Consider the following 21,967-nt stretch of genomic DNA (forward strand, 5'->3'; position numbering starts at 1 on the left):
GCAGACGACGTCTTAGGCAGCCGACATGGCCCTGGCGCGGTACGAGAGCATTCATCGCCGATCGGATGTCCTCTTCGAAATGGTAAACGAGAGATTAATTCGCAGCAGAGCGCGCGCGACCCAGCAAATGCGAGAAAGGCCTGATTTTCCAAGCCTAACTCGCAATCGGAGCGTGGGATCGGACTCCGCTGCAAATACGGATCCTGACCGGGATGCCGCAGATTTAGCCGATACGGAACCACGCCGGTTTAACCGTTTCGCTAGTCGGAGCCGCCCATAATGCGGGCCAGACCCCAATTCATGAGATCCAGGTTCAACACCGTGACATCCTTCGGACGTGTGATTTCCGTGCGCGGCTCCCTCGCCCGGGTCGGACTTCTGGCGACAGGCCAGATGCCCCTTTCCGAAGTGCGCGCCACCGTCGGCCGCTTCATCAGTATTCGCTGTGCCGGTTCCACCATCATCGCGATGATCACTGAAGTATCGTGCGAGGACATGCCGAGCTCCGATGAATATATCGCGAGTGCGTCGGTCGACCTGCTCGGCGAAATTTCCGGTGGCGAGCGCCCCAAATTCCAGCGTGGCGTCACCAATTATCCGACCATCGGGGACGCCGTCGACCTCGTCACTGCCCAGGACCTTCGCACCGTCTATGCGCCGAGCGGGTCGGACCAGATCAATGTCGGCACCCTGCAGCAGGACCGGTCGGTGATCGCCTATGTCGACGTCGAGGAAATGCTCTCCAAGCACTTCGCGGTTCTCGGCTCCACCGGCGTCGGTAAATCGACCAGCGTGTCGCTGCTGCTCAACGAGATTCTGAAGGCGCGGCCGAACCTGCGGGTTTTCCTGCTCGACGTGCACAACGAATATGGTCGCTGTTTCGGCGATCGCGCGGTCGTAATGAACCCGCGCAATTTGAAACTGCCGTTCTGGCTGTTCAATTTCGAAGAGATCGTCGACGTGCTGTTCGGCGGCCGCCCGGGCGTGCCGGAAGAGCTCGACGTCCTCGCCGAAGTCATTCCGATGGCGAAGGGCATCTATACCCAGTACCAAAACTCCGACCGGCTCGGGCTCAAGCGCATGGAGCCCAAATCGGTCGGCTACACCGTCGATACGCCGGTGCCGTATCGCCTTGTCGACCTGATCTCGCTGATCGACGAGCGGATGGGCAAGCTGGAGAACCGCTCCTCGCGCATCATCTATCACAAGCTGATCTCGCGCATCGAGACCGTGCGCAACGATCCGCGCTACGCCTTCATGTTCGACAACGCCAATGTCGGCGGCGACACCATGGCGGAAGTCATCAGCCATCTGTTCCGGCTGCCTGCCAACGGCCGGCCGATGACCATCATGCAGCTCGCCGGCTTCCCCGCCGAAGTCGTGGATTCCGTGGTGTCGGTGCTGTGCCGCATGGCGTTCGATTTCGGCCTGTGGAGCGATGGCGTGTCGCCGCTGCTGTTCGTCTGCGAAGAGGCGCACCGTTACGCCTCGGCCGACCGCAACATCGGCTTCGGGCCGACGCGCAAGGCGGTGTCGCGCATCGCCAAGGAGGGGCGCAAATACGGCGTCTATCTCGGCCTCGTCACCCAGCGTCCGGCCGAACTCGACGCCACCATCATTTCCCAGTGCAACACGCTGTTTGCGATGCGCCTTGCCAACGATCGCGACCAGGCGCTCTTGCGCTCGGCGGTCTCGGACGCCGCCGCCAACCTGTTGTCGTTCGTGCCCTCGCTCGGCACCCGCGAAGTCCTGGCCTTCGGCGAAGGCGTGGCGCTGCCGACTCGGCTGCGCTTCAAGGAGGTTCCGGTGCATCAATTGCCGCGCAGCGAAGCCACGATCGCCACCGTGCCGTCGGTTTCCGCCGGCCACGACATGCATTTCGTCTCGGCCGTGCTGGATCGCTGGCGCGGCGCCACCTCGCACCGCGACGTACCGAACGATCCCTCGATCAGCGACCGCCCGGCCGCCCGCGTCATGACGCCGGTCGAAGCGCCGATGCTGCAGCCCTCGATGGGGCTCGATCCCGACCGCTTCTCGTTGCTGAAAAAGCCGCTGCGCTGAGGCATAACAGTTTCGCGCGATTGCTCCGCGCGGGGCGATGTCCACTTCCGCCGAAAACGCTATATGGTTCCGGCAACGCCGCATCCCGCGGCCATCAGCCGGAACCCTTTCATGTCCAAGCCTGCCGCCAAACGATTTCAGCCGCCCGCCATCGACAAATTGCCGGAGGATATCCGCACGCGAATTCTCGCGGTGCAGGAGAAGTCCGGCTTCGTGCCGAACGTCTTCTTGACGCTGGCCTACCGGCCCGAGGAATTTCGCGCCTTCTTTGCTTATCACGACGCGTTGATGGAGAAGGACAGCGGGCTGACCAAGGCCGAACGCGAGATGATCGTGGTGGCGACCTCGGCCGCCAACCAGTGCCATTACTGCGTGATCGCCCACGGTGCGATCCTGCGCATCCGGGCAAAAAACCCCGTGATCGCCGACCAGATCGCGGTCAACTACCGCAAGGCCGACATCACGCCGCGGCAGCGCGCGATGCTCGACTTCGCCATGAAGGTAAGCCGGGCGGCCAATGAAGTCTCCGAGGCCGATTTTGCCGAGGTCGCCAGCCACGGCTTTTCCGAGGACGACATCTGGGACATCGCGGCCATTTCGGCCTTCTTCGCATTGTCGAACCGGCTGGCCAACATCACCGCGATGCGCCCGAACGACGAGTTCTACATGATGGGGCGGCTGCCGAAACAGGACTGAGCCCCGCGTCGTTACGGTTCCATCAGACGTTGCGGAGATGGATGGCTGTCCTGCGGTTGGCAAGATTTCATGTTGGAAGCGCTGCCGCCGTGCTAAAAGGGCAGCGGGATTTTTCGTCGGACGAACGCAGTGAAAACCCAGCGGCCCATCATCACGAACGACGAGCACGTCGTGCTCAAGTTCCGGCCGCGTACCTCGGCCCACCCGCCTGGCGGGCGGGAAGAACCTGGCCAGGCCACCAGTCAAGTCAAGGGGCCGCAAACCGCGAACGATCTGTCCCGCTACGAACGGTCGCGCGACGAGGGCGACGACTTCCGTCACCGCATGCTCGCCAACATCGCAGCACTCGCCTTCACCGTGGCCCTGACTGCGATCGGCATCTGGCTTGCGGTGAGCATCGCCGATCTCCGCAAGACCCAGGATTGCGTCCTGATGGGCCGCCGCGACTGCGCAAGGATTTCGGTGGCGCCGCAGGGGTAGGCAGAGACCGCCATATCCTGTGATGGCGGTCGTCCCTGCGAACGCAGGGACCCATAACCACAAATACGAGTTGTTGAAGAAAAAGCCGTCGACCATCTTTCCAGGACAACATCCGCCGCGGCGTATGGGTCTCCCGATGTGCAATTGCACATCTGAGATCGCGCTGCGCTTGTCCGGGACGACGGGATCGGAGCAGCGCGATGCAAATATAACTCCGCGTTCTCGCGGCGCATTACGCCCGAGGTTTTCTGAATTCCTCTCCCTCAAAACGAGAGGGCGCAGGGAATGCCGGGTGCTTTGCTGCACCCGCGGTCTCGTGTGCAAATGCACTTAAGAAGTGCGCACACGAGCATACAGGTACAGCCGGAGCAGCCCGGCATTCCCTGCGCGATGGTTCGACGGCTTATGCCGAGCTCTCCCTGGAGACGAATTCCTCTTGCCTCCATCACCGACGGATTGAAGGTTCTTGGAGACCCGGTCGGGTCTCGCAAACCTCCGCCGGCTTGACGCCAGCCACGGGCGCCAGGACCACACGGTTTTGCCGTACGCAGCTTCCTCTGCCAGGGACTTCAACCAGCCAAGTGCGTGCCGGCCAAAATTCTGGCGGAGGCATTTAAGCGCCGTACGTCCTGCGCGCTGTGTCCGCTCACGGCAAAACCGCCCTGCGATCACATCCACGCGCCCGACGCTGCCGCGTCCACCGCAACCCGTCCCAACGTCAGTGACGATGGCCAACGCCCCTCTTCTCGGGACAGGATGGCCGGAGTTGTACGCGTGATTTGGGTTTGCTGCGAAGCGCTTTATTTTTCCGCGCGCGACTGGACAGGGCAAATCAATTTGAAATTGTTACTGAAATTCGCGCATTCGCGCAGCGCCCTTTGGCCCTCGCGCCCCGAACGGCGTCGTGCAGGACGGCGCCGAGTTCTTTGGTGCCGGAAAACCTTACTACGATCCCGCCAAGATCACGGTGCCGACGTTACTGGTCGGCGCCGAATGGGACCGCGACACGCCGCCCTACATGGCGCAGACGCTGTTTCCGCTTCTGGTGAACTCCCCGGGCAAACGCTACGTGGCGCTGGCGGAGGGCACACACTCCATCATCATGGAGCGCAATCGCCTCAAGCTGTTCGAGGCGGTGCAGGCGTTTCTGGATGAGGCGAAGCGGTCGTGAAGGTAGGGCGGATTAGCGATAGCGCAATCCGCCGTTTCGACGGCGACGCGTATTGGTCGCGTAGGATGGGTGGAGCGAAGCGATACCCATCAATTGCGGCCCGAGACGCGATGGGTTTCGCTGCGCTCTACCCATCCTACGGGCTCAGTCTGCTGCAGCAAGTAGCCCGCATGAGCGCATGCGGTATGCGGGACCGCTGGCCCCGGATTTCCCGGAGCTTGTCATCACTACGCGAGCGCTATTGCGCTCGTCGCGTGGCGCGCATTTGCGTGACCCGTTGGCTCCATCCGGGCTACGCTCGCTACGAGGGCATTTGCCGGGTCCGTTCGTTCACGATGACTGTCGCCGTTCGCAGCGCCTGCTCGTAGCTCTTCAACTGGGCCTGCGAATAGGCCTGCATGGTTCGCAGTTCGTCCGGCGTCTTGTTTTTCAACTGGGCGAAGCTGGGCGACAGCGACATGTTACCATCGTCCGCCGATGAGTTCTCTCGAACTGCGAGAACGCTCTCGATACGCTGCAGTGCGAGCCGATTGCGCTGCGCTCCCCTATCGGCGTGGTCCACGTAGTACAGTAGCCTGTCGGTGGACATGGTACGCGCGCCTCCCTCGTCGCCTTCGATAAGCCGAAGCAGGTTCTCGTCGACGATGTCGGTACACAAGTCGATACATTCGTCGCAAATAAACACAGCCGGCCCGGCTACCAGCTTCTCCACCTCGTGCTGGTTCTTGCCGCAGAACGAGCAATAGAGGGGTTTGGCTAGTGATGCCGGATTCTTCAGCCTGCCCGGCCAGCCGGACTGTGGCTGGGCCGCATCGATCTTGGCCGGTGGCTGGGCTGCATCGATCTTGGCCGACAGGATATTCCAATTGTCATAGCCGAACGCTTTCGCGATCAGCTCCAAGGACTCGCTGTGCGTGGTCTGCACAGCCTTGGCAGTTAAGGCATCGCGCAGGGAACGCGCCATGGCTTTCGCATCGCGGAAGTCGCGCATGAGAGCACCCGTATCGGCGAACGGAGGAGATCGGTGCCTGCCTTGCCGACCCGTTCGCCAATAGCGAGGGCCGAGATATCAGATACGTTCACCATCCCAGAGGGCGCAGGCGGCAGGTGTATCAACCGGTCATTATAGTTGGCGCGGCCGCAGTCATTGTCAACCCGGACGATGAACGCAATATCCAATGACTCTTCGTCGGCCCGCACTATCTCTCCTCGCCTTTATTCCGGCTCCCGCAACGGCGCGCGGCTCAGTTCGTTGCCGGCGGTGATCGCTTTGCGCAGCAGCCGCATCAACTCCGCGCCCTCCTTTTCGGAGAGGCCGCGCAGTATGGTGTGCTGGGCTGCCTCGACGGCCGGCGTGATGGCGCGCAGCGTGCGCTTTCCCGCTTCCGTAATTTGCAATTCGCGGGCGCGGCGATCGCGGGGGCTCGCGTGACGCACCAGCAAGCCCTTCTGCACCAGGCGGTCGACCACGCCGGTGATGGTGGTGCGGTCATAGGCAATCAGGCCGGCCAACGTCACCTGATCGATCCCCGGGTTCATCTTGATGGCTGCCAGCGCAGCGTACTGAACTGGCGTAAGGTCGAAGCCCGCCTCCTCGACCTCGGCCAGGAACACGGCCACCGCGATCTGCTGGAAGCGGCGCGCCAGATGGCCGGGCATCTCGTTGTTGTCTCTCACCAAATTCTCCAAGGTAAACTCAAAGGCGGGCTTGGAGTTGACAAGCATACTGATAATCAGCATGCTGATCAATATCGTCCATGCGCTTTGGTCGCGGAATCCGCCGGCAGTCAAGTGACCGACGCCATAGATGAAGGGTAATCCAATCGGTCAAAATCAACTCCGGTCGGCCACGGACGGGAGGAGCAGGTCTGATGCAGTTTCACCTGAATGGATTCGAGCCGGGCGACCCCGAAATCGCCGACCCCGTCGAGCGGATTTTGCCCTCCGGCAAATCTGGACCGGTTCCGGCGGAAGTGGATGTCCTGATCGTCGGCTGCGGACCGGCGGGTTTGACGCTGGCGGCGCAGCTTTCAGCGTTTGCCGACATCAAGACCTGCATCGTCGAGCAGAAGCCGAGCCGGCTCCTGCGCGGCCAGGCCGACGGCGTCGCCTGCCGCACCATGGAAATGTTTCACGCCTTCGGTTTCGGCGAGCGCGTGCTGAAGGAAGCCTGCTGGATCACCGAAACGACGTTCTGGAAGCCGGACGATCGCAAGCCCGAAAGCATCGTGCGCAGCGGCCGGGTTCAGGACGTCGAGGATGGGCTGTCGGAGATGCCGCACCTCATCCTGAACCAGGCGCGCGTGCATGATTGCTACCTCGATGTCATGCGCAAATCGCCGGCGAAGCTCGAGCCCTACTATTCACGGCGATTGCTGGATCTTTCGATCGCGCCGGCGGCGCAGTTCGAAGATCACGCCGTGACCGTGCGCCTCGAACGGCTCGATGCCGGGCACGAGGGCGAGGTCGAGACCATCAAAGCGCGCTATGTCGTCGGCTGCGACGGCGCGCGCAGCACGGTGCGCAAATCGATCGGGCGCGAGCTGCGCGGCGATTCCGCCAATCATGCCTGGGGCGTGATGGACGTCCTTGCCGTGACCGACTTTCCCGACATCCGCTTCAAGGTGCTGATCCAGTCCGCCCGTGATGGCAGCATCATCGTGATCCCGCGCGAAGGCGGCTATCTGGTCCGGCTCTATGTCGAACTCGCCAATCTCGACGCCGGCGAGCGGGTCGCCAGCCGCAACATCACGCCGGACGATCTGATCGCGAAGGCGCGGCGGATTCTCAATCCGCATACGCTCGACGTGAAGGAGATCGCCTGGTGGTCGGTTTACGAGATTGGCCAGCGGCTGACCGACAAGTTCGACGACGTGCCGGCGGAAGAGACCGCAACGCGCCTGCCCCGCGTGTTCATTGCCGGCGATGCCTGCCACACCCACAGCCCCAAGGCCGGCCAAGGCATGAACGTCTCGATGCAGGACGCTTTCAATCTCGGCTGGAAGCTCGCCGCCGTGCTGCGAAGGCGCAGCGCGCCGCATCTCTTGCACAGCTATTCGGCGGAACGGCAGGCGGTCGCGAAGGAGCTGATCGACTTCGACCGCGAATGGGCCACGATCCTTGCGTCCGCCAAGGGTGAGAACAAGGGTGCGGATGCGGCGAAAACCCAGGATTATTTCGTCCGGCACGGCCGCTATACCGCGGGAACGGCGACGCACTACCGCCCGTCCGTCATCACTGCCGAACCAAACCATCAGCATCTCGCCAGCGGATTTGTGATCGGCACGCGCTTTCACTCCGCGCCGGTCGTGCGTCTTTCGGACGCCAAGCCGGTTCATCTCGGCCATGTCACCAAGGCAGACGGACGCTTCCGGCTTTTCGTCTTTGCCGGCGCGAGCGATCCCGCGGCCACCATCTCCCCTGTTCGCTCGCTGTGCGATTTCCTGAGCGAGAATCCAAAATCTCCGGTGAGGAGACACACGCCCGCGGGCGCCGATATCGATTCAGTGATCGATGTCCGCGCCGTGTTCCAGCAGTCGCATACCGAACTCGATATCGCGACGATGCCCCCGCTCCTCCTCCCGCGCAAAGGACGCTACGGGCTCATCGACTACGAAAAAATGTACTGCCCTGGTCTCAAGGGCGGCCATGACATCTTTGCGATGCGCGGCATTGATCGCGACAAAGGCTGCGCGGTCGTGGTGCGCCCGGACCAGTACGTCGCGCACGTGCTCCCGCTCGATGGCCATGCAGAGCTTGCGGCATATTTCGACGGCTTCATGCTAAGGGCCGATTGAACGTAGCCCGCATGAGCCAACGGGACGCGCATTCGCGCGATCCGTCGGCTCATCCGCCTACGCTTGCTCCCGGAACCAAAACCGGCCATCCCTGCCCATAAATCGGTCGGCGATCCCCTCGCCCCCCTCCATTGAACTCAGCGCCCCGCTCCGATATACGGGCACTCGACTCCGGCCGAGGGAACAGGGCCTTCCGGGGCCGCGCACCCGCCTCCTCCAAGCCGTTCCGGATTTTCTCCAGTATATCAAAGGCTTAATGATGTCTTCCACATTCGATCAGATCGCCAACATTATCGCGGAGACCTGCGACATCCCGCGCGACACGATCAAGCCGGAGAGCCACGCCATCGACGATCTGGGCATCGACAGCCTGGACTTCCTGGACATCGCCTTTGCCATCGACAAGGCGTTCGGGATCAAGATGCCGCTCGAAAAATGGACCCAGGAGGTCAACGACGGCAAGGCCACGACCGAGCAGTATTTCGTGCTGCAAAATCTCGCCGATCGCATCGACGAGCTGGTCGCCGCCAAGAATGCAGCCCCGGGCGCCTAATCGCCCGCCATGAACCTTGATTACTTCCAGCTCATCGACCGCATCGTCGATCTGAACCTCGACGAGAAGAGGATCACGGTCGAGGCGCAGGTGCCGGCCGCGCACACCATCTTCGAGGGACACTTTCCGGGCTTTCCGACCATGCCCGGCGTGCTCTTGACCGAGGCGATGGCGCAGAGCTCCGGTTGGCTGATACTTGGCGTCCTGAAGTTCGAGCGCATGCCGTTCCTGGCCATCGTGAAGGAAGCCAAGATGCGCGGGTTCGTCAGTCCCGGCTCGTTGCTGACGATCGAGGCGAAGCTCGAGCATGAAGGTTCCGGCTTTGCCGTCACCAAGGCCAAGGGCCGCGTCGGCAAGGAGTTGAAGTGCAGCGCTGAAATAACTTTCGGCCTTGCCCCCTTCCCCGATCCGGCCTTGCGCGTGCACATGGACGCGATGGCCAACAAGATCGGCTTCCCACTGCAGGCAATCACGAATGACTGAGCCAAAATCAGCAGGCGCCAAGGAAGTCTGGATCACCGGCATCGGCATCGTCTCCTCGCTCGGCGAGGGGCTCGACGCGCATTGGGATGCGCTCAGCGCCGGCAAGATCAACATCGACGACAAGCGGTTCGCGCCCTATATCGTGCATCCGCTGGCGCCTGTTAGCTTCGACGCGCAGATCCCGAAAAAGGGCGACCAGCGCCAGATGGAGCCGTGGCAGCGCATCGGCACCTATGCCGCCGGGCTGGCGCTGGATTCGGCTGGCGTCAAAGGCAACAAGGAAATTCTCGGCCGCATGGACATGATCGTCGCCGCCGGCGGTGGCGAACGCGACATCGCGGTCGATGCGGCAATCCTGTGCGCCGACGCCAAGGGCAATTCGAGCCCCGGCTTTCTCAACGAACGGCTGATGAACGATTTGCGGCCGACGCTGTTTCTGGCCCAGCTCTCCAACCTGCTCGCCGGCAACATCGCCATTGTCCACGGCGTCTGCGGCACATCGCGCACCTTCATGGGCGAGGAAGCCGCCAGCATCGACGCGGCACGAATTGCGCTGGCGCGGATCGAAGCCGGCCAAAGCGACATCGCGCTGGTCGGCGCGGCCCATAATGGCGAACGGTCCGACCTGCTGGTCCTCTATGAATTCGGCGACTTCAACCTGACTGAAAAGTTTTCGCCGGTGTGGCAACGCGAGGACCGAAGCGGGTTCGCGCTCGGCTCCGCCGGCTGTTTCCTCGTGCTGGAAGCGCGCGAGCACGCCGAAGCCCGCGGCGCCAAGCCTTACGCCAAACTGACCAAGGTCGTTGCCGACCTTGCGCAGCGCAAGCAACCGGGCGCGGTGACCAAATCGCTGGAGGCGCTGTGGCCGAAGCTCGGCGTCGGCGACAGCGGCACCCTGATCACGGGCGCAACCGGCGTCGAGCCGGTGACGTCGGACGAAAAGGCCTTTTGCGCCAGCATCCCGGCTTTGCGGTGCGCGCCACCGGCACGATCTTCGGTCACACGCTGGAGACACAGTTTCCGCTGGGGCTGGCGCTTGCCGCACTCTCGATCTCCCGTGGCGCGCTGTTCCCGCCCAACGACCCGACCGGCCTCGAGGTTGAAAAGGCAGGCAGCCCGGACCAGATTGTCGTGGTGGGGGCCGGTCACTGGCAGGGCGAAGGCATGGCCCTGGTCGAGGCCATCAAGTAGAGCGTGGCCGAAAGACCGCTTTCGGCAGCGCCAGAGCAAGCAATGAGCGCGAGCGCACTTTCAGTTACGGCGCAACATCGGGGGAACCATGTCAGCACCACGCGATAAACTCGGCAGGCCGATCGTCGTCGTCACCGGCATGGGCGTGGTGACGTCGCTCGGCGCCGGCAAGCAGGACAATTGGGCAAAGCTGACCGCGGGTGAATCCGGCATCCGCACCGTGACGCGGTTTCCGATCGACGGCCTGAAGACGACCATGGCCGGCACCGTCGATTTCGTCACCGTCGATCCGTTCTCGTCGACCGGCCTCAGCGAACGTCTCGCCGAGATGGCGACCGGGGAAGCGCTCGAACAGGCGGCGATCGGCGCCAAGGCCGACTTTCCCGGACCGCTGTTTCTTGCCGTGGCGCCGGTCGAGGTCGAATGGCCGCAGCGGCTCGAACTCGGACGCGCGGTCGGCAGGACCGAATTCGGCTACGAGGATATGCTGCGTGTCAGCGGCGGCGGCCGGTTCACAGCCTACCATCGCCGCTTCATGTTCGGTTCGATAGCGAGTCACCTGGCCGAAACGTTCGGCACCAAGGGATCGCCGATCTCGCTCTCCACCGCATGCGCCTCCGGCGCCACCGCGATCCAGCTCGGCGTCGAGGCGATCCGCCGCGGCGAGGCCGATGCGGCGCTGTGCGTCGGCACCGACGGCTCGGTGAACCCGGAAGCGATGGTGCGATTCTCGCTGTTGTCGGCGCTGTCGACGCAGAACGATCCGCCGCAGGCCGCCTCAAGGCCGTTTTCCAAGAACCGCGACGGTTTTGTGATGGCGGAAGGCGCCGGCGCGATGGTGCTGGAGAGCTACGAGTCCGCGATCGCGCGCGGCGCCAAAATTCTCGGCGTGGTGGCCGGCTGCGGCGAGCTGACCGACTCGTTCCACCGCACCCGCTCCAGCCCGGACGGCAAGCCGATCATCGGCTGCATGCGCAAGACGCTGGCCGATGCGGGCCTCGAGCCGGAGCAGATCGACCACATCAACGCGCACGGCACCGCGACGCCGGAAAACGACAAGATGGAGTACAACACGACCGCGGTCGTGTTCGGCGATCATCTGCCGAAGATTCCGGTGTCCTCGAACAAGTCGATGGTCGGGCATACGATTTCCGCAGCCGGCGCGGTGGAAGCCGTGTTCTCGCTGCTGACGCTGGAGCATCAGCGGATTCCGCCGACCATCAATTACGAGATTCCGGATCCGGCCATCCTGTTCGACGTGGTCGGCAACAAGGCGCGCGACGCCAAGGTCACCGCCGTGATGTCGAACTCGTTCGGTTTCGGCGGGCAGAACGCCTCGTTGATCCTGACGCGCGAACCGGTGTAGCGAGCTGGCTATTTCTTAAATGAAACGCCTGCTCCTACGCACCAAGGCGCGCCTGCGCGACGCCGCCAAGCCCGTGGCGGAAATAGCCGTCGGCGCGCTGACGATCGCGCTGTTGCGCACCACCCGCTATTTCGATCCGGACAAGACCGCCGATTTCTTCGGCCGCGTCACCCGCTTCATCGGGCGCAGGCTGCGCGAGGACCGCATCGGCCGCGAGAATCTCAAGGCCGCCTTCCCGGAGAAATCGGCCGAAGAGATCGAAACCATCCTGGCCGGCGTCTGGGACAATCTCGGCCGCATCGGCGCCGAGTTCGCGCATCTCGATCACATCTGGGATTACGACCTCGATCACCCGGACAAACCGAGCCGCATCGAGTTCCCGCCGCGGACCAAGGAAATCTTCGATTCTTTGCGCGACGACGGCAGGCCTGCGATCATCTTCGCGAGCCATCTCGGCAATTGGGAAATCCCGGCGCTCGGCGCCGTCGCGCACGGGCTCGATTGCGCCATACTGTTCCGCCGGCCGAACATCGAGGCCGCCGACCGCGCCATCGAAAGAATCCGCGCCGTCAAGATGGGCACGCTGGTGCCGGCCGGCCGCGAGGCGCCGCTCAAGCTCGCCGAGGCGCTGCAAAGGGGTCAGCATGTCGCGATGCTGGTCGATCAATACCTGGGCAACGGCGTCGAGGTGACGTTCTTCGGCCGCAAGACCAAGGCCAACCCGACGCTGGCGCGGCTGTTGCGGCAGGTCGAATGCCCCGTGCACGGCGTGCGCATCATCCGCCTGCCCAACCACCGCTTCCGCGCCGAACTGTCCGAAGAGGTCAAGCCGGTGCGCGACGCCTCCGGCCAAATCGACATCCAGGGCACGATGCAGGCGGTGACGTCCGTGGTCGAAGGCTGGGTGCGAGAATATCCGGATCAGTGGCTGTGGCTACACAGACGGTGGCGGTAGGTCTGCCGCTCCCTCCCGTCCTATCCGCCGAACAGCAGGCCGAGGCTCCACGCCTTCATCGCGACGGTCGATGCGAGGACCAAGATGATTTGCAGCAGCGTACGCGTTGAAAAGAACGTGAGGATGTTGATCATGTGATGCTCCCGGCGGGAGCTATAGATTCTGGCCCGGATTTCGGCAATAGAAGTTTGTGGGCCGGATGAGGTATTGAGCGCGGGACCTCTCCACGTCATTGCGAGCGCAGCGAAGCAATCCATCTCCGTACGTGTGGAGAGATGGATTGCTTCGTCGCGTTGCTCCTCGCAATGACGGATAGGGCACCGGGGTGCCGCGTCACCTCCCCGTCTTCACCCTCGTCCACAGCCGGTTGATCACGCGCTGCGTGGCGGGATCGCGGGCCTGGATGACGAACAGCTTTTTCTGCGTCGCTTCGTCCGGATAGATGTTGCGGTCGTTCAAAATCTTCGGATCGATCAGCTTCTGGCTCGCGAGGTTGCCGTTGGCGTAGGACAGGAAATCGGAATTCTTCGCCGCGACCTCGGGGCGGTAGAGATAGTCGATCAGCTCGTAGGCTTCCGCGACGTTCTTCGCGTCCGCGGGAATCGCGAGATTGTCGAAGAACATCTGCGCGCCCTCTTTCGGGATCGTGTAGCCGATCTCGACGCCGTTCTTCGCTTCCGCTGCGCGGCTGCGCGCCTGCATCACGTCGCCCGACCAGCCCACCACGAAGCAGATCTCGCCCGACGCCAGTGCGCCCAGATATTCGGAAGAGTGAAACTTCCGGACGTTGGGCCTGATCTTGCTGACGAGATCGGCGGCCTTTTCCAGATCGGCCTGCTTGGTGGAGTTCGGATCGATGCCGAGATAACTCAGCGCCGCCGGCAGGATGTCGTCGGCGGAGTCCAGCATGTGGATGCCGCAGTCTTTGAATTTTGCGAGGTTCTCCGGCTTGAAGACGATATCCCAACTGTCGATCTTGGCGTCGGGCCCGAGAATCCTCGCGGCCGTCTTGACGTTGTAGCCGATGCCCGTGGTACCCCACATGTAGTTGGCGGCGTAATTGTTGCCGGGATCATAAGTCGCGAGCTGGCTGGTCACCACCGGCCAGGCATTGGCGAGATTGGGCAGCTTCGACTTGTCGAGCTTGACGAAGACTTTTGCGGTGATCTGGCGCTGCAGAAAATATCCGGTCGGCACCACGACGTCGTAGCCAGACTTTCCGGCCAGCAGGCGCGTCTCCAGCGTCTCGTTGGCATCGAACGTGTCGTAGACCACTTTGATGCCGGTTTCCTTAGTGAAATCCTCCAGCACCCCCGGCGCCATATAGTTCGACCAGTTGTAGAAGTTCACGGTGCGCTCCTGCGCCCACGCGGGCGAGAACGACAGCGCGACCGTCATCACACCGATCAGGCAAAGCGGGCTTCGGGTTGAATGGCGCATGCTCTACCTCTTGCGACGGCCGTGCACCGCGTCCGACAGGCGTTCCAGCGCGGTATCCAGCGTTTCGTCCTTCTTGGAAAAACAGAACCGCACCACCGAGGTCACCGCATCCTGTTCATAGAAAGCCGACACCGGGATGGCGGCGACCTTGTAGTCGCTCACAATGCGCCTGCAGAACTCGACATCGGTCTCATTCAAGCCAAGCGGCGACAGGTCGACGGTGAGAAAATACGTGCCCTGCGACTTCAGCACGGGAAAGCCGATGTTCTCCAGTCCCTTCGTCAACCGGTCCCTGCTCCGCGCCAGCTCCTTGCGCATGTCGTAAAAATATTCGTCTGATTTGCCGAGGCCATAGGCCACCGCCGCCTGCAGGTTCGGCGCGGTGGTGAAGGTCAGGAACTGGTGCACTTTGGCCGCCACCCTGAGCAGCGGCGGCGCGGCGCAGACGAAGCCAACCTTCCATCCCGTCAGCGAAAAATCTTGCCGGCGCTGCCGACCTTGATGGTGCGGTCGCGCATGCCCGGGATCGTGATCAGCGGGATATGCTCGCGGCCGTCGAAGATGACGTGCTCCCAGACCTCGTCGCAGATCGCGATGGTGTCGAACTTCTGGCAGAAGCGTGCCAGTAGTTCGAGGTCTTCGCGGGGATAGACGACGGCTGCCGGATTGAGCGGATTGTTGAACAGCACCGCCTTGGTCTTGGGATTGAAGACGCTGGCCAGCATCTCTTCCGTCAGCCGCCAGCCCGGCGGCTCGAGCCGCAGCAGGCGCGGAATACCGCCGGCCTGGCGGATGATCGGCAAATAGCTGTCATAGACCGGCTGGAACACGACGACCTCATCGCCGGGTTCGACCACGGCGAGAATGGACGCGGTCAGCGCCTCGGTGCCGCCCGAGGTCACCATCACTTCCGTCATCGGATCAAGCGAAAGATTGTGCCAGCGGCCGTAATGAGCCGCGATGGCCTGCCGGAGTTCCGGAATGCCCATCATCGACGGGTACTGGTTATAGCCGTTCACGGTCGCATCGGCCGCGGCGCGACGAATGTCTTCCGGCCCGGGATCGTCGGGAAACCCCTGGCCGAGATTGATGGCGTTGTTGTCGCGCGCTGCCTGCGACATCGCCTCGAACACGGTGACAGGAAGGTCGGCAAAGACCTTGTTCATGGAGGTCATTGGCAGATCAGCCGCCGGTCTTGGTCGGCAATCCCGCAGCCTTCCAGCCGATGATGCCCCCTGCCAGATGCTTGTCGTAAGGCAGCCCTGCCGCCTGCGCCGCGAGTGAAGCCGTCACCGAGCGCTTGCCCGAGCGGCAGGCGAAAACCACCTGTTTTCCCTGCGGTTCCGGAATGGCCGCCGGATCGAAGCTCTGGAGCGGAACGACCACCCCATCCGGATAGGACTCCACCGCCACCTCATTGGGCTCGCGGACATCGACCAGAAGATAGCGCCCTTCCGCCATCCCCTTGGAAACGTCTTCCGGCGTCAAATCGTGCACCTGATGGTCCGCCACGCAATATCCTCCTGACAACCTGCCGCGCGGGCTCCGACAGGCCCGGCCAAGCGGGCGCCAAAGTCGCCCCTCGCGCGGTGAAAATCAAGCGCCGCGAACGGTTTAAAGCGCCGTTCGAACCTCCGGCCTCAGCTTCGCCGGAGGCGGCTATAGAAGCTCCTTCGCAATGGGCCAAGCCCCATTCGGCGATTGACGACCATTCGCCCGGTAACCTCGACGAAGGTAGAATGCCATCGCGTTCGAACTGGCTTCGGCCCGCACCGCCCGAATGCCTCGCTCGCACATCAGCCGCTCGAACATCTCCAGTAATCCGACGCCAACACCCCGGCCGGCAAATTCCGGGTCGGTATAGAGCCCCCTCCAGCCAGTCGCCGCGAATGGCCCCCCACCCGGCCGCGCTGCCATCGAGTTCGGCAACCCATACGTCCAGCTCATGCAGCTTTTGCTGCATTCCGGCGCGCGTGAGCTTCGCAGCCCACGCCTGCGCTTCGGCAACGGGCATTTTTGGCGGCGCGAGTCCAAGGATAGATCGCCGTCGAATGTCGTGGAGACGGTCCGCGTCATTAAACATCGCCCGACGGTAAACGGTCTCCATCGTAACCTGCTTCGAGTTAAACGAACTGCCGAACCAGCGCGACAATATCAGCTATCGAGAGATGAGCGGACTTGATGGCTGCGTACGCCGACGTCTGAGGCCCCGGAATGGACATTCAAAGGCTCGCGCGTTGAATCTCGGTCGACGACGACTCAGGCACGCGGAACTCCGGCGATCTCAAGCCCATGACACAGCCGGTCCATGAAATCCGGCCTGAATGGCCATGCCCGCCTGGCGACTGAAATCGTCAAATTACGATCTTGACGCAGGAGCCTTCGGGTGCGCCGACGCGCCTCCGCCAGCGCTCCTGAGGATGCGGCAGCAGCAATGACCACGCGCTCGGCCCAGAACGATTGGGGAAACGCCTCGACGCCGGTTTTGGCCCATGCCGCTGCGCGCTCGTAGCGGCCGGCAGCGAAGTGAGCGCAGCCAATGCCGATGAGCGCGAGATGCCGGATGGGTTCAAAGGGAGCGAGATGGAGCGTCGTTCTGAGTTCGCGCAGCGCGCTTTCGCTGTCCCCGAGATAGGCAGACGACCATCCACGGCGAACCCACGCGACGGCGGAACTCGGTTCAATCGCCACCGCCCGCTCAATCAGCCGGTCCGCCTCCGTGACGCGGTGGGCCAAGGTCAGCGCACCGGCCGAAAGCGAGAGCACCATGGCATCGTTCGGCGACAGGGCGAGCGCGCGATCGGCCAGCCGCCACGCGCGGTCGATGTCTTCGGCTGGGTCCGATCCGAAGTGTTGGGCTGAACGCTGCGCCCAGCACCAGGCCGCCATAGCCCTCGCAAGCGCAAACTCTGGTGCCCGCTGCTGGGCCTGCTCAAGGAGCTCCAAGGCAATGCAGTTCGAATCCGGCGCTACAGCGAAGGCCTCTGGAATAGCGCGCCAGGTTAGGCGCAGGGCTTCATCGTCGATCTCGGCAGCGCTGGCTGCGACGCGTCGCCCCGCGCGCAGTGTCTGCGACGGCAGCTCTCCGAACCGGCGCCGATATGCGCCGGCGAAACGGCCGAGCTGGCTGAAGCCGGCATCGAGGGCCACACTTGTCACCGTCGTGCGATCATTCGCATCCAGCAGCTCGCGCCTCGCCCTGGCGAGACGAGCATTGCGAATCCAGGCGAGCGGCGTCGTCCCCAGGAATTCCTTGAAATGCGCTTCGAGCGTTCGTGGCCGTGTGCCCGCAACGACGGACAATGCACCGAGGGACACATCGCCATCCGGATTGCGGCGCAGCCAGTCGAGAGCGCACATCAAGTCCGCGGGAAGCAGCCGGTCCGGCGGGTCGGGTCGGTCGATCGGCGCTTCAAGGAATGGTTCTCGTTTCGCCATGTTCGATGGTGCTTCGCTTCGCCGCGCAAGACGAGCCTAACAAATTCTGCGATTTCTGAACAGGTCGGCGAGAAGTGGATAGCCTAAGCCGGCAACGTGGGCCACGTCTTCCCGATGTATTGGATCTCTTCTATCGGAGTTTGACGATGCAGAAACTGATGGTCGCTGCGTTCGCCGCAACGGCGGCGCTCCTCCTCTCACAACCGGCTCGTTCCGCCGCTACGGTTGCGCAGCTGGTACCTCGCGCCGAGGGGTGGCTCGTGAAGTCATATGGTGAGATTGACGTGCCCGCCCCGCCGAAAAATGCGGCGGCCGAGCTCACGGAAATCGAAGCGATCGTGGCGAAGCGTACGCCCGAGGATGTTGCCCGCTTTCACTGGTGGGCGGCCGGGGGCCCGGTCTATCGCTGGAACGAGATCATCCTCGACGAGTTGCTCGACAACTTCGTTACCCTTCCTCTGGCAGCGCGTCATCTCGCGCTCTTCCACGCCGCCTTGGACGACGCCGTGGCGGCTTCTTGGTATCATAGGAAATCCGCAACCCGGCCTCCCCTGGTCGCGGCTGATCCATCGGTCAAGACACCCATCCGGGCTGCGGCTGGGTCATCCTTCCCGTCCGACTACGCGGCCGCTGCGACGGCTGCAGCCGAGGTGCTTGGGTACATCTTCCCAGCTCGCGCCAGTGTTTTTGCCGCGACAGCCGAGGAGGCGATGCAAGCGCGCCTGCTGGCTGGAGTCGAGTACCCCAGCGATGTGATCGCCGGACGCGCGATCGGACAGAGGATCGCGGCCTTGGCCATCGCCCGGGGCAAATCCGATCAATCCGATGCCAAGTGGACAGGCAGCGTGCCCGAAGGACCGGGCCGCTGGAAAGCTGCAAATCCGATCGCACCGCTCGCCGGGACATGGAAACCCTGGGTCCTGGCGCGTGCCGACGAATTCCGTCCATCGCCGCCGCCGGCATTCGACTCCGATGAGGTGAAGGCCGCCTTGGCCGAGCTGAAGGCGTTCCCGCGAACGCCGAAATCGAACCATCGCGCGATCTACTGGGAAGTCTATGGTGGCGCGCGCGCTCACGCACTTTGGAACGAAACGGCCCGCCTGAAACTGCTGGAATACGGCGAGGCCCTGTCGCCACAAGCGGCCGCACGTGCTCTTGCAGCGCTCAACATCGCCTTCCTCGATGCCGCCATCGCCTGCTGGGATGCCAAGTACGCCTACTGGTACATCCGGCCATCTCAGCTTGACCCTGACTTCAAGCCGCTCTTTCCGTCCCCCAATCATCCGAGCTACCCGGCCGCGCACGGCTGCCTGTCAACCGCGGCCGCGACCGTGCTGGCCGGCATTTTCCCCCACGACCGCGGCCGGCTGCTGGCTCACGGGAAGGAAGCGGCTGAGGCGCGGATATGGGCCGGCATCCACTATCGGTTCGACATCGATTCGGGCCAGGCGATTGGCCGCAAGGTCGCAGAGAAGACTTTGGAGCGGGCGTTTGTCGATCGAGCACCATGAGCAGGCCCAGCTCCCAAGGAAATGGACCTGACCAGAAGGCGCAGAACATGATCGACGGCATCTCCGCCGGCCGCATCGCGTCGGTCGAGCTGACCGCGCTCAAGACCTGATCACCGTCGAGCCCCGGATGAAAATCCGGGGCTTTCACTGATGTTCGAATGTGGCGCTTAACGGACGCAACTTCTCAACGGAGGGCGAGCGGCCGCAGCGTCGTGCCGGCCACGGTACCGCGGATGGCATTTGTGGTCAGGATATAGGCGAACTCGTAGACACGATCGGCGGCGAGCTGCTCAAGATTATTGAACTCCAGGATGTGGACGCCCTGCTGGACGAGCAGATAGACGTGGACCGGGATGAAGCTGCCGCCAACGGCCTGAGAGTCGGCCGGCTTCGGCGGCCCATATTCGAGCCCGGATGTATCGGAACCGAGCACAAGCGCGCCCTTCTCCTCGACGAGCCACTTCGCGGCTGTCAGGCCGATGCCCGCCGAGTCGTGCTGGCCGATTTTGACATGGTCGCGGCCGTTCTCGCCCCAGTAGCGCGCGGTTCCGGTGCGCAGCAGAACGACCGTGCCGGGGGTGACGTCGACGTTCTGCGCCTTCAGCGCGCCCTCGATATCAGCGACAGTGATTTCATAGGAGGACGGAAGGGCCTCCACGTTCTTGAAGCCCGCAACGTCGACCAATACGCCCCGGGCGACGATCGGCGGGATCGTGGTCACGTCGGCCTTGCGAACGCCGAAGTCGCCGCCCCACTCGTCGGACGTGAAACCGTTGTAGAACTCGTTCTTCGGTCCATGCGTGACGTGGCCGAGTCCATCAATTTGGGTCGCCACGTTGTCGTTCATGAAGATCGCGTTGCTATGCCAGGCGGTGATGCCCGTATTGCCGCCCTCCGGCGTAGTGAACGGCAGATCCTTCTGGCTCCTCACGCCCGCGGGCGACCGGAAACTCATGATTTCTCCCGGGCTGTGACCGGGCCATTTGTATGAATAGCGGTCGTACGGAAGGCCGAGATCGTAGACCTTACCCTGTGTCACGAGTTTCAAGGCGGCCAAACGTGATGCATCGGTCATCTCGTTGAGGTTTCCGACCTCGTCCTGAGGGCCCCAGACCCAGCCCCACCCTTTTCCTTTTGTCCACTTCTTCATGCCGCCGTCCTGCGCATAGCCGCCGCCGGCGGCGAATGCGAGAACGGTCACGGCGAGCAGGAATCGCGAAACTACCTTCATGGAATCCTCCTGGAACGACATGGATAGCTCAGCTTGCCCAGTCTAGGCCTGAGCTCACCGTGGGATCAACGAGATTGTCGGTCGGGCCGGCCGACCGATTCCATCGCGCGCGGATGGCTCATGTGCGGCAAAGCCGATAGCCCACAGGTGAGCTAGTTCACACCAGGACGAGACAACAAGGAATAAAATGCCCATGCCCACCTGGTGTGAAACAACACACCATCGCGTGGGCGGCAAAACGGAGTCTTCCGATGAAATCCGTATCAGGACTGTCGGCAGCTACCTTGCTGCCGGGCATCATCGCTGCTGCGCTGTTGGGCGCATCAGCGCACGCCGATGTCGTCACTGACTGGAACGTGACCACCAGTACCCTGGTGTCCAGCGACATCGGTAACAACCCCCGACTGCGCACCTTGGCCATGGTGCATGTTGCGATGTCGGATGCGATCAATACCGTGCAGAACCGCTACGCCCGCGTGGTCGCGACGGTTCCGGCTGCGCCTGGCGCGTCGGCCGAAGCCGCGGCCGCGACGGCCGCGCGGCAGATCCTTGTTCAGATCTACCCGGCAAAGAAAGACAAGATCGAAGAGGCCTACGCGGCATCGCTCAAGGCGATCCCTGACGGGTCTTCCAAGACAGAAGGCATCAAGCTGGGTATGGCGGTCGCCGACGCCGTGCAGGCCGACCGTTCGAACGACGGCACCAACGCTGCGGACACCTATCGGCCGCACACTGCCCCAGGGGTATGGGTGCCGACCACGCCGCCGATGCGAGAGCAATACGCGCGCGCGAAGCCATGGGTGTTTGGGAGTGCCGACCAGTTCCGGCCCGGCCCGCCGCCGGCACTGTCGAGCGACGAGTGGGCGCAAGACTACAACGAGGTCAAGAGCCTCGGCGGCACCAAGAGCACAACGCGTACCGCCGAGCAGACCGAGGCGGTTAAATTCTGGGAAAACATTAATTTCGGCCCGGCATGGCAGGCGGCGGCACGCGAGCTCGCGATGAAGCACGAGATGCCACTCGCCGAATGTGCCCGCCTGTTCGCCCTGCTCAACATGAGTCTGGCGAACGCCTACATCGTGAATTGGGACGCGAAGTACACCTACAATCTCTGGCGACCGGTCACCGCGATCCGCAATGGCGACCAGGACGGCAACGAGGCCACCGAGCGCGATGCCGGCTGGACCTCGTTCAACCCGACGCCGATGCATCCCGAATATCCCTCGCAGGCGACCATCAACGCAACGATCGCGACGGCGGTTCTGGAATCGGTGTTCGGTCCCGTGAAGGCCATTCCTTTCACGGCAATCGATGTGCGGGATGCGAAGCGGACGCGGCAGTTCGCCAGCCTGGCCGATATGGCCGAGGAGCAGAAGAATGTCCGCGTCTGGGGCGGCGTGCACTATAGATTTGCGATCCGCACCAGCGAAGACGTGGGCCGAAAGGTCGCGGCCTACATGATCGAGAACACGCTCAAGCCGACGCGTTGAGCTCTTGAGCCGGCCGCGCGCGAGGCCCCGGATGCGAATCCGGGGCTTTCACCGATGCCCAAACGTGGCGCTTAACGAACGCAACTTCTCGGTTCACCTCGGGG

The 21,967-nt window shown here is 63.1% G+C and carries 17 protein-coding genes and 4 pseudogenes; 12 read left to right on the forward strand and 9 right to left on the reverse strand.

Annotated features, from left to right (window positions below):
* The first annotated feature begins 300 nt into the window (after positions 1-300).
* From ACFXS9_RS01215 to ACFXS9_RS01230, 4 genes are all read left to right on the forward strand, one after another.
* Complete coding sequence (locus ACFXS9_RS01215) at positions 301-2,061, forward strand: ATP-binding protein (protein ID WP_392684224.1); 1,761 nt, start codon at positions 301-303, stop codon at positions 2,059-2,061.
* 111 nt (positions 2,062-2,172) lie between these two features.
* Positions 2,173-2,757, forward strand: coding sequence for a peroxidase-related enzyme (locus ACFXS9_RS01220; RefSeq protein ID WP_392684227.1), 585 nt, complete (start codon positions 2,173-2,175; stop codon positions 2,755-2,757).
* Positions 2,758-2,886: 129 nt separating this feature from the next.
* Positions 2,887-3,237: a hypothetical protein gene (locus ACFXS9_RS01225; RefSeq protein WP_392684229.1), complete on the forward strand. Its 351-nt coding sequence runs from the start codon at positions 2,887-2,889 to the stop codon at positions 3,235-3,237.
* A gap of 904 nt (positions 3,238-4,141) precedes the next feature.
* On the forward strand, positions 4,142-4,408 hold the full coding sequence (locus ACFXS9_RS01230; protein ID WP_392684232.1) for an alpha/beta hydrolase: 267 nt from the start codon (positions 4,142-4,144) through the stop codon (positions 4,406-4,408).
* Between the two features lie 633 nt (positions 4,409-5,041).
* On the opposite strand, the pseudogene ACFXS9_RS01235 reads toward ACFXS9_RS01230, so the two are convergent.
* The 3 genes and pseudogenes from ACFXS9_RS01235 to ACFXS9_RS01245 all read right to left on the reverse strand — a co-directional run.
* Positions 5,042-5,186: pseudogene (locus ACFXS9_RS01235) on the reverse strand (ClpX C4-type zinc finger protein); the annotation flags it as partial.
* Positions 5,187-5,228: 42 nt separating this feature from the next.
* Positions 5,229-5,399 (reverse strand): annotated as a pseudogene (locus ACFXS9_RS01240) (glyoxalase superfamily protein); the annotation flags it as partial.
* 224 nt (positions 5,400-5,623) lie between these two features.
* Complete coding sequence (locus ACFXS9_RS01245) at positions 5,624-6,085, reverse strand: MarR family winged helix-turn-helix transcriptional regulator (RefSeq protein ID WP_392687158.1); 462 nt, start codon at positions 6,083-6,085, stop codon at positions 5,624-5,626.
* A 194-nt stretch (positions 6,086-6,279) separates the two neighbouring features.
* On the opposite strand from ACFXS9_RS01245, the gene ACFXS9_RS01250 reads away from it, so the two are divergent.
* The 6 genes and pseudogenes from ACFXS9_RS01250 (at position 6,280) to ACFXS9_RS01275 (ending at position 12,753) form a co-directional block, all read left to right on the forward strand.
* Positions 6,280-8,205, forward strand: a complete 1,926-nt coding sequence (locus ACFXS9_RS01250) for an FAD-binding monooxygenase (RefSeq protein WP_392684235.1) — start codon at positions 6,280-6,282, stop codon at positions 8,203-8,205.
* A gap of 259 nt (positions 8,206-8,464) precedes the next feature.
* Positions 8,465-8,758 carry an acyl carrier protein gene (locus tag ACFXS9_RS01255; protein ID WP_028346689.1) on the forward strand — a complete coding sequence of 98 codons (294 nt, stop codon included), beginning with the start codon at positions 8,465-8,467 and terminating at the stop codon, positions 8,756-8,758.
* Positions 8,759-8,767: 9 nt separating this feature from the next.
* The gene (locus ACFXS9_RS01260; RefSeq protein WP_392684236.1) at positions 8,768-9,241 is read left to right on the forward strand and encodes a 3-hydroxyacyl-ACP dehydratase FabZ family protein; all 474 of its coding nucleotides are present in this window, start codon (positions 8,768-8,770) and stop codon (positions 9,239-9,241) included.
* Positions 9,234-10,432 (forward strand): annotated as a pseudogene (locus ACFXS9_RS01265) (beta-ketoacyl-ACP synthase). The gene ACFXS9_RS01260 and the pseudogene ACFXS9_RS01265 overlap by 8 nt, the downstream one beginning before the upstream one ends.
* Before the next feature lie 88 nt (positions 10,433-10,520).
* Positions 10,521-11,798, forward strand: coding sequence for a beta-ketoacyl-ACP synthase (locus ACFXS9_RS01270; protein WP_392684239.1), 1,278 nt, complete (start codon positions 10,521-10,523; stop codon positions 11,796-11,798).
* A gap of 19 nt (positions 11,799-11,817) precedes the next feature.
* Positions 11,818-12,753: a lipid A biosynthesis lauroyl acyltransferase gene (locus tag ACFXS9_RS01275; RefSeq protein ID WP_392684242.1), complete on the forward strand. Its 936-nt coding sequence runs from the start codon at positions 11,818-11,820 to the stop codon at positions 12,751-12,753.
* Positions 12,754-13,086: 333 nt separating this feature from the next.
* On the opposite strand, the gene ACFXS9_RS01280 is transcribed toward ACFXS9_RS01275, so the two are convergent.
* From ACFXS9_RS01280 to ACFXS9_RS01300, 5 genes and pseudogenes are all read right to left on the reverse strand, one after another.
* Positions 13,087-14,193, reverse strand: a complete 1,107-nt coding sequence (locus tag ACFXS9_RS01280) for a polyamine ABC transporter substrate-binding protein (protein ID WP_392684245.1) — start codon at positions 14,191-14,193, stop codon at positions 13,087-13,089.
* 3 nt (positions 14,194-14,196) lie between these two features.
* A pseudogene (locus tag ACFXS9_RS01285) lies at positions 14,197-15,368 on the reverse strand (aminotransferase).
* 7 nt (positions 15,369-15,375) lie between these two features.
* Complete coding sequence (locus ACFXS9_RS01290; protein ID WP_392687163.1) at positions 15,376-15,654, reverse strand: rhodanese-like domain-containing protein; 279 nt, start codon at positions 15,652-15,654, stop codon at positions 15,376-15,378.
* Between the two features lie 198 nt (positions 15,655-15,852).
* On the reverse strand, positions 15,853-16,269 hold the full coding sequence (locus ACFXS9_RS01295; RefSeq protein WP_392684248.1) for a GNAT family N-acetyltransferase: 417 nt from the start codon (positions 16,267-16,269) through the stop codon (positions 15,853-15,855).
* Between the two features lie 183 nt (positions 16,270-16,452).
* Positions 16,453-17,631 carry a helix-turn-helix domain-containing protein gene (locus ACFXS9_RS01300; protein WP_392684251.1) on the reverse strand — a complete coding sequence of 393 codons (1,179 nt, stop codon included), beginning with the start codon at positions 17,629-17,631 and terminating at the stop codon, positions 16,453-16,455.
* A 146-nt stretch (positions 17,632-17,777) separates the two neighbouring features.
* Here ACFXS9_RS01300 and ACFXS9_RS01305 point away from each other — a divergent pair, with 146 nt between their 5' ends.
* Positions 17,778-19,142, forward strand: a complete 1,365-nt coding sequence (locus tag ACFXS9_RS01305; RefSeq protein ID WP_392684254.1) for a phosphatase PAP2 family protein — start codon at positions 17,778-17,780, stop codon at positions 19,140-19,142.
* 184 nt (positions 19,143-19,326) lie between these two features.
* Here the strand turns inward: ACFXS9_RS01305 and ACFXS9_RS01310 are convergent, their stop codons facing one another.
* Positions 19,327-20,373 (reverse strand): cyclase family protein, encoded by a 1,047-nt coding sequence (locus ACFXS9_RS01310; protein WP_392684257.1) that lies wholly within the window; start codon positions 20,371-20,373, stop codon positions 19,327-19,329.
* A gap of 251 nt (positions 20,374-20,624) precedes the next feature.
* Here ACFXS9_RS01310 and ACFXS9_RS01315 point away from each other — a divergent pair, with 251 nt between their 5' ends.
* Complete coding sequence (locus tag ACFXS9_RS01315; protein ID WP_392684260.1) at positions 20,625-21,863, forward strand: vanadium-dependent haloperoxidase; 1,239 nt, start codon at positions 20,625-20,627, stop codon at positions 21,861-21,863.
* Positions 21,864-21,967: the final 104 nt, after the last annotated feature.

The sequence above is a fragment of the Bradyrhizobium sp. RDI18 genome (genome assembly GCF_043203335.1).
GTDB classification, from domain to species: domain Bacteria; phylum Pseudomonadota; class Alphaproteobacteria; order Rhizobiales; family Xanthobacteraceae; genus Bradyrhizobium; species Bradyrhizobium retamae.

What these genes read in the sequence shown, in the direction of transcription:
- ACFXS9_RS01215 (WP_392684224.1), top strand. Translation starts at nt 301, where the DNA reads ATGAGATCCAGGTTCAACACCGTGACATCCTTCGGACGTGTGATTTCC.
- ACFXS9_RS01220 (WP_392684227.1), top strand. Translation starts at nt 2,173, where the DNA reads ATGTCCAAGCCTGCCGCCAAACGATTTCAGCCGCCCGCCATCGACAAA.
- ACFXS9_RS01250 (WP_392684235.1), top strand. Translation starts at nt 6,280, where the DNA reads ATGCAGTTTCACCTGAATGGATTCGAGCCGGGCGACCCCGAAATCGCC.
- ACFXS9_RS01255 (WP_028346689.1), top strand. Translation starts at nt 8,465, where the DNA reads ATGTCTTCCACATTCGATCAGATCGCCAACATTATCGCGGAGACCTGC.
- ACFXS9_RS01260 (WP_392684236.1), top strand. Translation starts at nt 8,768, where the DNA reads ATGAACCTTGATTACTTCCAGCTCATCGACCGCATCGTCGATCTGAAC.
- ACFXS9_RS01270 (WP_392684239.1), top strand. Translation starts at nt 10,521, where the DNA reads ATGTCAGCACCACGCGATAAACTCGGCAGGCCGATCGTCGTCGTCACC.
- ACFXS9_RS01275 (WP_392684242.1), top strand. Translation starts at nt 11,818, where the DNA reads ATGAAACGCCTGCTCCTACGCACCAAGGCGCGCCTGCGCGACGCCGCC.
- ACFXS9_RS01280 (WP_392684245.1), bottom strand. Translation starts at nt 14,193, where the DNA reads ATGCGCCATTCAACCCGAAGCCCGCTTTGCCTGATCGGTGTGATGACG.
- ACFXS9_RS01290 (WP_392687163.1), bottom strand. Translation starts at nt 15,654, where the DNA reads ATGGCGGAAGGGCGCTATCTTCTGGTCGATGTCCGCGAGCCCAATGAG.
- ACFXS9_RS01295 (WP_392684248.1), bottom strand. Translation starts at nt 16,269, where the DNA reads ATGACGCGGACCGTCTCCACGACATTCGACGGCGATCTATCCTTGGAC.
- ACFXS9_RS01300 (WP_392684251.1), bottom strand. Translation starts at nt 17,631, where the DNA reads ATGGCGAAACGAGAACCATTCCTTGAAGCGCCGATCGACCGACCCGAC.
- ACFXS9_RS01305 (WP_392684254.1), top strand. Translation starts at nt 17,778, where the DNA reads ATGCAGAAACTGATGGTCGCTGCGTTCGCCGCAACGGCGGCGCTCCTC.
- ACFXS9_RS01310 (WP_392684257.1), bottom strand. Translation starts at nt 20,373, where the DNA reads ATGAAGGTAGTTTCGCGATTCCTGCTCGCCGTGACCGTTCTCGCATTC.
- ACFXS9_RS01315 (WP_392684260.1), top strand. Translation starts at nt 20,625, where the DNA reads ATGAAATCCGTATCAGGACTGTCGGCAGCTACCTTGCTGCCGGGCATC.